Source organism: Burkholderia stagnalis, assembly GCF_039848545.1.
Lineage (GTDB): Bacteria > Pseudomonadota > Gammaproteobacteria > Burkholderiales > Burkholderiaceae > Burkholderia > Burkholderia stagnalis.
Genome location: NZ_CP156687.1, coordinates 133,858 through 144,514, shown reverse-complemented (window position 1 = coordinate 144,514; position 10,657 = coordinate 133,858). Strand labels below are relative to the sequence as shown.

At 73.9% G+C, this 10,657-nt stretch carries 3 protein-coding genes; all 3 read left to right on the top strand.

All coding sequences use genetic code 11. The features are described from left to right. Nucleotides 1-14: 14 nt before the first annotated feature. Genes ABFO07_RS31425 through ABFO07_RS31415 form a run of 3 tightly spaced genes read left to right on the top strand, consistent with a single transcriptional unit; the run spans nt 15 to nt 10,615 of the window. Nucleotides 15-233, top strand: a complete 219-nt coding sequence (locus ABFO07_RS31425) for an MbtH family protein (protein ID WP_059534389.1) — start codon at nt 15-17, stop codon at nt 231-233. 42 nt (nt 234-275) lie between these two features. Continuing rightward, nucleotides 276-9,386, top strand: a complete 9,111-nt coding sequence (locus ABFO07_RS31420; protein ID WP_347469875.1) for a non-ribosomal peptide synthetase — start codon at nt 276-278, stop codon at nt 9,384-9,386. Then, a complete protein-coding gene (locus ABFO07_RS31415; RefSeq protein ID WP_347469874.1) occupies nt 9,383-10,615 on the top strand; it encodes a nucleotide disphospho-sugar-binding domain-containing protein in 1,233 nt (410 codons plus the stop codon). Before ABFO07_RS31420 ends, ABFO07_RS31415 begins: the two co-directional genes overlap by 4 nt. Nucleotides 10,616-10,657 lie beyond the last annotated feature (42 nt).

Below are 10,657 nucleotides of genomic sequence, written 5' to 3'. Positions count from 1 at the left end.
CAAGGAGAACGCAGATGGCAGACCTCGATCACGACACCGTTTACACGGTCGTCATCAACGACGAAGAACAGTATTCGATCTGGCCGACCTACCGGCCCGTGCCGGCCGGCTGGCGCGAAGTCGGCAAGACCGGCACCGAGGACGAATGCATCGCGTACGTCGACCAGGTATGGACCGACATGCGCCCGCTCAGCCTGCGGCGTTTCCTCGAGCAGTCCCAGCCGCAGTCCTGAGCGTCACCCTGCCGATCCCGATGCCGAACCGACGGAGCGTACATGATTCACGATAACGGTCTTGATCTCGATTTCGATCTCGATCTCGCGTTGCTGAAATCGCTGGCGGGCGACGACGTCGCCGCGAGCGCCCCCGACCGCGCGATTCCGCGCCGGCCGCCCGGCACGGACGCGCCGCTGTCGTTCGCGCAGCAGCGCCTGTGGTTCCTGCACGAACTGAACGAAAGCGGCAACGGCTACACGATCGGCAGCGCGTTCCGGCTGCGCGGCGCGCTCGACGAGACGCTGTTCGTCGAATGCGTCGACGCGCTCGTGCGTCGCCACGACGCGTTGCGCACCGCGATCCGCGTGCGCGACGGCGTGCCCGGGCAGCACGTGTGCGCGCCCGGCCACGCCGACATCGCGGTCGAGGACTGGACCGGCCGCCCCGGCGCCGCGCAGCACGCGACGCTCGTCGAGGCCGCGCGCGCGCTGTTCGCGACGCCGTTCGATCTCGCGGCGGGCCGCCCGTTCCGGCTGCGCGTCGTGCGGCTGTCCGCGCACGAGCACGCGGTGCTGATGCATCTCGATCACCTGTTCGGCGACGCCACGTCGATGAGCATCCTGCTGCGCGAGCTGATCGCGCTGTACGACGCGCGGCGCGCGGGCCGCGCGCACGCGCTGCCGCCGCTCGGCATCACGTATGGCGATTTCGCGGCATGGCAGCGCGCGGGCGGCGAGGACTGGGCGCGCGAGCGCGCGTACTGGCGCACGCAGCTCGCCGGCGCGACGCCGCTCGAGCTGCCGCTCGACGGCGTGCGCGGCGTGCGGCGGGCTCGCGCGGCGCACGCCGATCGCCTGCTGTCGTGCACGATCCCCGGCCCCATCGTGACGGCACTCGACCGCCTCGCGCGCGACGAGCGCACGACGCCGTTCGCCGTGCTCGTCGCGGGCTTCATGGCGCTGGTCGCGCGACATGCGCGACAGGACGACATCGTGATCGGCACGTCGGTGTCCGGGCGCGAGCGGGTCGAGACGCAGGCGATGGTCGGCTTCTTCGCGAACATGGTCGTGCTGCGCGGCGACCTGTCCGGCGACCCGGGCCTGCGCGAGCTGACGCGCCGGCAGACGGCCGTGATCCGCGATGCGATGAGCCACGCGGCGCTGCCGTACGACAAGCTCGTCGACGACTTGCGCGTGCCGCGCGAGGCGGGCCGCAATCCGCTGTTCCAGATCGCCGTCACGATGCTCGACCAGCGGCCCGACGCGACCTTCGCGCTCGGCGGCCTGACGGTCGAGCCGATCATCGCGCAGGAGGCGTCGCGCTTCGATCTCGAACTGTTCTTCGCGCGCGACGGCGACGGCCTCGCGCTCGCGCTGTCGTTCGACGCGGACCTGTTCGAGCGCACGTCGATCGAGCGGCTCGCCGCGCAGTACGTCGCACTGCTCGAACACGCGGGGCGCGAGCCGGACCTGCCGTTTTCGCGGCTCGCGCTGTCGAGCGGGCTCGCGAGCGCAGTCGCGGCAGTCGATGCCGCACCGGCCCGCGCCGCACCGCCCGCCGCGCGCTTCGCGCCGGTTTGCGAGCGCGTGCGCGAGCACGCGCGGGCGCGGCCCGACGCGATCGCGCTGCGCTGCGGCGACGCGACGCTCAGCTACCGCGCGCTCGACGCGCGCGCCGACGCGCTCGCGCATCGGCTCGTCGACGCCGGCTTCGGCGCAGGCACGCGTGTGGGCCTGTGGTTCCGGCCCGGCTTCGACACGATCGTCGCGATGCTTGCCGTGCTGCGCGCGGGGGCCGCGTACATCCCGCTCGACCCCGGCTATCCGGAAGCACGCGTGCTGACGGTGCTCGAGGACGCGCAACCTGCCGTCGTGCTCACCGAGCGCACGCTCGAGGCCACGCTGCCCGCCGCCGCGCACGCGAGCGCGGCGATCTGGTCGATCGACGACGACGCGCCGCCTGTCGCATCGCCGCCGCCATTGCCCGCGCCCGACCCCGACGCGCTCGCGTACGTGATCTTCACGTCGGGCTCGACGGGCCGCCCGAAAGGCGTGTGCGTGACGGCCCGCAATCTCGCGCGGCTGTTCACGTCGACGGAAACGCTGTTCGGCTTCGACGAGACCGACGTGTGGACGCTGTTCCATTCGACCGCGTTCGACTTCTCGGTATGGGAAATCTGGGGCGCGCTCGCGCACGGCGGCGAACTCGTCATCGTGCCGGAGGCCGTGCGCCGCACGGCCGACGCGTTCTACGACCTGCTGTGCGACGCGCGCGTGACCGTGCTGAACCAGACACCGTCGGCGTTCCGCCAGCTGATCGCCGAGGAGGAGCGCAACGGCCGCGAGGCGGAGCTTGTGCTGCGCCACGTGATCTTCGGCGGCGAGGCGCTCGAACTGGCGAGCCTGCGCGGCTGGATCGACCGCCACGGCGACGACACGCCGGCCCTCGTCAACATGTACGGCATCACCGAGACGACCGTGCACGTCACCTATCGGCGCATCACGCTCGCCGACGTGCGCGGCCGCAACGGCAGCCTGATCGGCGAGCCGCTGCCCGACATGACGATCCGCCTCGTCGACCCGCATCTGCAGCCCGTGCCGCCCGGCATGGTCGGCGAGATTCTCGTCGGCGGCGCAGGCGTGTCGCGCGGCTATCTCGGCCGCGATGCGCTGACGGCCGAGCGCTTCGTCGTCGATGCGGCCGGCGCCCGCCTCTATCGCAGCGGCGATCTCGGGCGCATCGACGCGCACGGCCGGCTCGAATATCGCGGCCGCGCCGATCAGCAGGTCAAGCTGCGCGGCTTCCGGATCGAGCTCGGCGACATCGACGCGGCGCTGCGCGCACATCCGGCCGTCGCCGACTGCGCGATCGTCGTGACGGGCGCGGGCGACGCCGCGCAGCTCGTCGCGTACGCGGTGCCGCGCGGTGGCGATGGCGGCGCCGATGCAGCGGAGGCCGGAACCGGCGCCGCGCCCGGCTGGCGCGACAGCTTCGACATGATCTACAGCGGCGACGCGGCCGACGACGAGCTGCTCGACATCGTCGGCTGGACCGACAGCTACGACGGCGAACCGATCCCGCGTGACGAGATGCGGATGTGGCGCGACGAAATGCTCGCGCGGATCCGCGAGCGGGCGCCGCGCCGGGTGCTCGAGATCGGCTGCGGCAGCGGCATGCTGCTGCTGCCGCTCGCCGCGTCGTGCGAGCGCTTCGTCGGGCTCGATTTCTCCGCGCAGGCGATCGCGCGGCTCGGCCGCGTCGTCGAGCGGCGCGGGCTGCGCACGGTGACGCTGATCGAACGCGCCGCCGACGCGCTCGACGGCCTCGCGCACGATTTCGACACGATCGTCGTCAACTCGGTCGCGCAATACTTTCCCGATGCCGCCTATGCGCTGCGCGTGATCGAGCGCGCGCTCGACCATCTCGCGCCGGGCGGCCGGCTGATCGTCGGCGACCTGCGCAGCCTGCCGCTGCTGCGGCAGTTCCAGGCGACGAAGCTGCTGCGCCGGCGCGACGGCGCGCGCGAGCGCGCGACGCTGCGCGCGCAGCTGGACCGGCTCGTCGCGCAGGAACCCGAGCTGCTGTTCGATCCGGCCTTGTTCGACGCGCTCGCGGCGCGGCGCGACGACGTCGCCGACGTCGACGTGCGGCTGAAGCACTTCGCGAGCGGCAACGAGCTCGCGTCGTATCGCTATGACGCGATCATCACGAAGACGGGCGGCGCGGCGGCGGCTCGCGCCGTGCCGGCTGCCGCGCCGCGCGACATCGACGCGGCCGCCGCGGCGGACCTCCGCGTGCTGTGCGACGACGCGCTGCGCGCCGATGCCGGCGTCGTCGTCCGGCGGATTCCGAACGCCCGGCTCGCGCACGCGAACGCGTTCGTCGCGTGGCTCGATGCCGCCGACGACGGCGCGACACTGCCCGACGGCTTCGCAACGACGGCGCCGGACGCGGCGGTCGATCCGGCCGCCGTCGACATAGCGACGTCGGCGGCCGGTGCGGCTTGCCGGCTGCGCTGGTCGGACGGCCGCGCAGATGGCGCGTTCGACGCGTTCGTCGCGCCGCTCGACGCCGCGTCCGGGATGCCCCGCGCGGCGACGAGGGGCGTATCCGATGCATCCGGTGCCTCCGGTGCCTCGAACGCGCTTGCGCCGAGCACGGCCTCGCTTTCCGCCGACGCCGACCTGCTGCGTTTCTTCAACGTACCGTTCCGCCAGCCCGACGACCTGCCGCGCACCTTGCGCGCGCATCTGCACAAGCGCCTGCCCGCGCACATGGTGCCGTCCGCCGTGCTGCTGCTCGACCGCCTGCCGCTCACGCCGAACGGCAAGCTCGACCGCGCGGCGCTGCCGTCCATCCATCAGGCAGCGGCCGTCGCCGATACGACGGAGCGCGACACGCGCGATGCGGCGACCGTGACCGAGCGGCTCGTCGCGGCCGTCTTCGTCGAGGTGCTCGGCGTCGCGCGCGTGGGCCGTGCCGGCCACTTCTTCGAACTCGGCGGCCATTCGCTGCTCGCGACGCAAGTGGTCGCGCGGCTGCGTGACGATCACGGGATCGACCTGCGGCTGCGGACGATCTTCGACCATCCGACCGTGCAGGACCTCGCCGCCGCGATCGACGCGGCGGCGAACGCGGATGCGATCGGCGAACCGACGGAAGCATCGCCGACCGCGCAACCGATGCAGCGCGACAGCGATCGCGCTGAAGCGCAGTCGCATACGTCGGTGTCGGTGGAGGCGTCCGCGTCTGCGTCTGCGTCTGCGTCTGCGTCTGCGTCTGCGGATGCGGATGCGGATGCGGATGCGGATGCGGATGCGGATGCGGATGCGAAGTCGGGGTCGGGGTCGGAGTCGGAGTCGGAGTCGGAGTCGGAGTCGGAGTCGGAGTCGGAGTCGGAGTCGGAGTCGGAGTCGGAGTCGGAGTCGGAGTCGGAGTCGGAGGCAGAGGCAGAGGCAGAGGCAGAGGCGACGGCGACGGCGCGCAACCCCATCCCCCACCCCGAATCGGCAACCGAAGCCGCCCCGATCCACACCGCCCCGCTGTCATTCGCGCAGCAGCGCTTCTGGTTCCTCGATCGCCTCGCGGGCGACGACAGCGCGCTCTATCACATCGCGTCCGCGCTGCGCCTGCGCGGGCCGCTCGACGTCGCCGCCGCAACGCGCGCGATCGACGCGATCGTCGCGCGGCACGACAGCCTGCGCACGACGTTCGCGCTCGTCGGCGACGCACCGCGCCAGCGCGTGCACGCCGCGTGGCGCCCGGCCCTGCGCATCGTCGACCTCACGGGCGCGGACGACGCCGCCGTGCGCGACGCGGCCCGCCGCTTCGCCCGCGAGCGCTTCGACCTCGCCGCCGAGCCGCCGCTGCGCGTCGGCCTGCTGACGCTCGGCGCGCACGATGCGCTGCTCGTCGTGGCGATGCATCACATCGTCTGCGACGGCTGGTCGCTCGGCCTGTTCGCGCGCGAGTTCGCGCATGGCTACGCGCACGGCGCGCCGCTGGCGCCGCTGCCGTTCGGCTATGCCGACTACGCGGCGCGCCAGCGCGAAGCGGCGGCCGGCGCACGCCTCGACACGGCGCTGGCCCGCTGGCGGCAGCGGCTCGCGGGCGCGCCCGAGGCACTCACGCTCGCGACCGACCGGCCGCGGCGCGCGCAGCGCAGCCACGCGGGCGGCAAGGTGTCGTTCACGCTGGACGCCGACGAAACGGCCGCGTTGCGCGCGCTCGCGCGGCAGACGGGCACGACGCTGTTCGTCGTGCTGCTCGCGGGCTACGCGTGGCTGCTCGCGCGCGACGCCGACCAGGACGAGGTCGTGATCGGCAGCCCGATCGCCCAGCGGCCGTCGCGCGACGCCGAGCAGATGATCGGCTGCTTCCTGAACACGCTGCCGCTGCGCTGCGACTTCCGCGGCGAACCGAGCGCGCGCGACGCGCTCGGCCGGCTGCGCGACGTCGTGCTCGACGCGTTCGAATGGCAGGACGTGCCGTTCGAGACGATCGTCGCCGCGTCGGGCCAACCGCGCACGCCCGACCGCACGCCGCTGTTCCAGGCGATGCTCGTGCTGCAGAGCGCGCCCCGGCATGCGATGCGCCTGCCGGGGCTCGAGATCGACGCGTTCGACGACGACGAAACGGCCGCGCAGTTCGAACTCACGCTGTTCGCCCACGAGGACACGGCGTCCGGGCAACTGCGGCTCGACTGGCAATACGACGCCGAGCTGTTCGACCGCGCGACGATCGACGCGCTGAGCGCGCGGCTGCGCCGCCTGTATGCGGATCTCGCGCGCCGGCCCGACACGCCGCTCGCGCGGCTCGACGGCCTCGACGACGCGGCGCGCGCGCAATTGCTCGCCTTCGGCGACCGTCGCGCGGCGCGGCTCGACGCACCGCTCGTGCACGATGCGATTGCACGGCACGCGCGCACCGCGCCCGGCCATCCGGCGCTCGTCGCATCCGATCGCACGCTCGACTACGGCGGGCTCGATGCCGCCGCGAACCGGCTCGCGCGCCAGCTGCGCGCAATGGGCATCGGCGCTGGAACCGGCGAAACCGGCACAACCGGCGCAACCGGCGAAAGCATCGTCGCCGTCGCGCTCAAGCGCTCGATCGACGCCGTCGTCGCGCTCGTGGCGATCCTGCGGGCGGGCGGCGTCTACGTGCCGGTCGATCCGGAGCAGCCGCCCGCGCGCGTGACGACGATCGTCGGCGAGGCAAGGCCGGCGCTCGTGATCACGCGCGCGGCGCTTGCGCCGCGCTTCGCCGATGCGGCCCGCGCGATGCTGCTCGTCGATCGCGACGCCGGCGCGATCGATGCGCGCGACGCGTCGCCGCTCGATGCGCCCGTGCATCCGGACGCGCTCGCGTACGCGATCTTCACGTCGGGCTCGACCGGCGTGCCGAAGGGCGTCGCGATCAGCCATCGCAGCCTGGCCGCGTCGACGGCGGCGCGCCTGCATGCGTATCCGCCCGTGGCGAGCATGCTGCTCGTGCCGTCGCTCGCGTTCGACAGCTCGATCGCGACCCTCTTCTGGATGCTCGCGAGCGGCGGCACGCTGCATATCCCGGACGCCGCCCACGCGCGCGACCCGCGTGCGCTGGCCGCGGCGGTCGAGCACGGCCGCATCGCGGGCTGGCTCGGCGTGCCGTCGCTGTACGCGCTCGCGGTGGACCTGTGCGCGCCGTCGCTCGCGTCGCTCGACGTCGTCGTGCTGGCGGGCGAGACGCTGGGCGCGAACGTCGTCGACGCGCACTATCGGCATGGCCCGGCCTGCACGCTCGCGAACGAATACGGCCCGACCGAGGCGACCGTCTGGGCGAGCGTGCATTTCGTCGAGCGCGCGGCGGCCGGCGCCGCGCCGATCGGCACGCCGATCGCGGGCAGCCGCCTCGTCGTGCTCGATCGCCACGGCGCGCTCGCGCCGGTCGGCGTCGAAGGCGAGCTGGCCATCGGCGGCGCCGGCGTCGCGCGCGGCTACCTGCATCGCCCCGGGCTCACCGCCGCGCGCTTCGTGCCGGACCCGTTCGCACACGGCGAACGGCTGTACCGCACCGGCGACCGGGTCCGCTGGCGGCGCGACGGCACGCTCGACTTCATCGGCCGGCGCGACGCGCAGGTCAAGCTGCGCGGCATCCGCATCGAGCTGGACGAGATCGACGCGTGCCTCGCGTCGCATCCGCGGGTCCGGCAAGCGGCCTCGCGCGTGCTGTCGCATGCGGACGGCCGGCAGGAACTGATCGCCTACGCGGTGCTCGGCGACGGCGTCGATGCAGGCAGCGCCGACGGCATGCACGGCATCGACGACGTGGCCGACGCGCTGCGCACCCATCTCGCCGCACACCTGCCCGCCGCCGCCGTGCCGGCGCGCGTGCTCGCGATCGACGCGTTGCCCGTCAATGCGAACGGCAAGCTCGACCGCGACCGGCTGCCCGCGCCCGGGCCGGTGCGCGCCGCCGTGCGCGGCGAGGCCGGCAGCCCGACCGAAGCCGCGATGCGCGCGCTGTGGGAGGAGCTGCTCGGCCATCCGGTCGACGCGCTGCAGGCGGACTTCTTCACGCTCGGCGGCGATTCGCTGCTCGCCGTCAAGCTGATCGCGCGGATCGAGCATCGCTTCGGCGTCGCGCTGCCGCTTGCCGACCTGTTCTCGCACGCCGGCATCGAGGCGCTGAGCGCGGCCGTCGATCGCGCCGCGGCCAGGGCACGCACGCCGCACGCGACACCCGTGCGCGCGGATGTCGCGTCGGGCGCCGCCGTGATCCCGCTGGGCGGCGGCGCGCACGCGCCCCGCGCGACGATCGCGCTGCTGCCCGACATCTCGGGGCTCGTCGTGTCGCTCGTGCCGCTCGCGGCGGCGCTCGGCGCGCGCTATCGCGTGCTCGGGCTGCAGGCGGCCGGCCTCGACGAACGCGCGGCGCCGCTCGCCGACGTCGAGGCGATCGCCGACGCGCATGCACGCGCGCTCGTCGACGCGACCGGGGCGGCGGGCGGAGCAGGCGCGGCGAACGCGCCGCTCGTGCTCGTCGGGTATTCGTGGGGCGCGAGCGTCGCCGCGTGGGTCGCGCGCGCGCTCGAACGCGACGGCGCGGCGCCATGCCTCGTCGTCGCGCTCGACGCGCCGCCCGCGAGCGACGCCGATTTCGCTGCGCAATTGCCCGCCGACGAACCGGGCCTGCTCGAATACATGACGACCGCGCTCACGCAGTCGCTCGGCCGCGACCTGCGGATCGACGCGGCGACGCTCGCGCCGCTGTCGCACGCGCAGCGGATCGACGCGTTCGCCGAACGGCTCAGGGCCAGCGGCGTCGTGCCGCCCGACGTGCCCGCGAGCCGCATCGCGCGGATGGTCGACGTGTACCGCGCGAATCTCGCGGCCGACAAGGCGCTCGCCGGCCGCCCGGCGCCCGCGCCGATCGGCGCGCCCGTCGCCGTCTGGGTGAGCGACGGCGGCACGCATCCTGCCGGACGCGGCGCGGATCTCGGCTGGTCGGCGCGCACGTCGGCGGGCGTCTCGCTCCATCGCGCGGCGGGCGACCACCTGAGCATGGTGCGCGCCCCGCATCTGGGCGCGCTCGCCAACGCGATCGCCGCGCGCATCGACGCGGCGCTCGACGGGGCCGGCGCGTGCACTGCATCCCGCGATACCGGATTCCAGGAGGGTCACACGTCATGAAAGCCCTGTTCGTCAACGTCTCGTCGGTCGGGCACGTCGTGCCGACGCTCGGGCTCGTGCGCGCGCTCGTGCAACACGGCATCGAGGTCGCGTATCTCGAGATCGACGCGCACCGCGCGGAACTCGAGGCGAACGGCGCGCGCTTCGTGCCGTTCGCGCCGTTCTCGCCGTATCGGGGCCCGCAGGGCGCGCAGGTGCTGGCGCTGCCCGCGGTGCTCGCGCACTGCGCGGTCGACGCGACGCAAACCGTGCTCGAGGCGATCGACGCCGAGCGCCCCGACATCGTCGTCCACGACCTGCTGTGCACGTGGGGCCGCCTCGCCGCCGATCTCGCGGGCGTGCCGAGAATCGCGTCGGTCGCGTCGGCGGCGCTCACGCGCGACATGCTGACCCGCGAACCGATCGCGCGCGCGTGGCGCGCGGCGGCGGGCGACCCGGGCGCCTTCGACGCGTTCGTCGCGCACTGCTGGGACGCCATCGGCCGGCGCTACGGCTGCCCGCCCGAGGACGGCGTCTCGACCGCGCTCAACACCGCGCCGACCAACCTCGTCCACCTGTCGCGCACGCTGCAGCCGAACGCGGATGCGTTCGGCGCCGACTATCTGTTCTGCGGCTCCGGCGAGCCCCGGCGGCTCGTCGCGCAGGATTTCGACTGGTCGCGCGTCGGCGCGCGGCCGGTGGTCTATGCGAGCTTCGGCACCGCGCACGATCCGGGCCATGCGTTCTACGCGGCGCTCGCGCGCGCGATGCACGACGTCGACGCGACGCTCGTGGCGGTCGAGAGCCCGTCGATGACGCAGCCCGGGCCGATCGCCTGGCCGGACGGCACGATCGTCTGCGCGAACGGCGCCGCGCCGCAGCTCGCGCTGCTCGAGCGCGCGGTGCTGTTCGTGAGCCACGTCGGCGGCGGCGCGGTGCGCGAGGCCGCATGGACCGGAACGCCCATGCTCGGCCTGCCGCAGACCTTCGAGCAGGACCTGCTGCTGCAGCGCCTGACCGAACACGGCGTGGCCCGGCGCCTGTCGCCGGCACCCGACGCCGGCGAGATCGCCGCCGCCGTGCGCGCGATGCTCGCCGACCCGGCGCTGCGCGCGCGCGCCGCGCGCCTTGCCATGTCGGAGCGCGCATCGAACGCGCAGCAGCAGGCGCTCGATGCGATCGTCGGCGCGATGCGCGCCCGGCCGCCCTCACACGCGGCGCGGCCGTCGCCGCACGCCGACGCGAATTGACCCACCCGAAGCACCCGCCGCATTCACCGAAGCCGAGGAAAC

What these genes read in the sequence shown, in the direction of transcription:
- ABFO07_RS31425 (WP_059534389.1), top strand. Translation starts at nt 15, where the DNA reads ATGGCAGACCTCGATCACGACACCGTTTACACGGTCGTCATCAACGAC.
- ABFO07_RS31420 (WP_347469875.1), top strand. Translation starts at nt 276, where the DNA reads ATGATTCACGATAACGGTCTTGATCTCGATTTCGATCTCGATCTCGCG.
- ABFO07_RS31415 (WP_347469874.1), top strand. Translation starts at nt 9,383, where the DNA reads ATGAAAGCCCTGTTCGTCAACGTCTCGTCGGTCGGGCACGTCGTGCCG.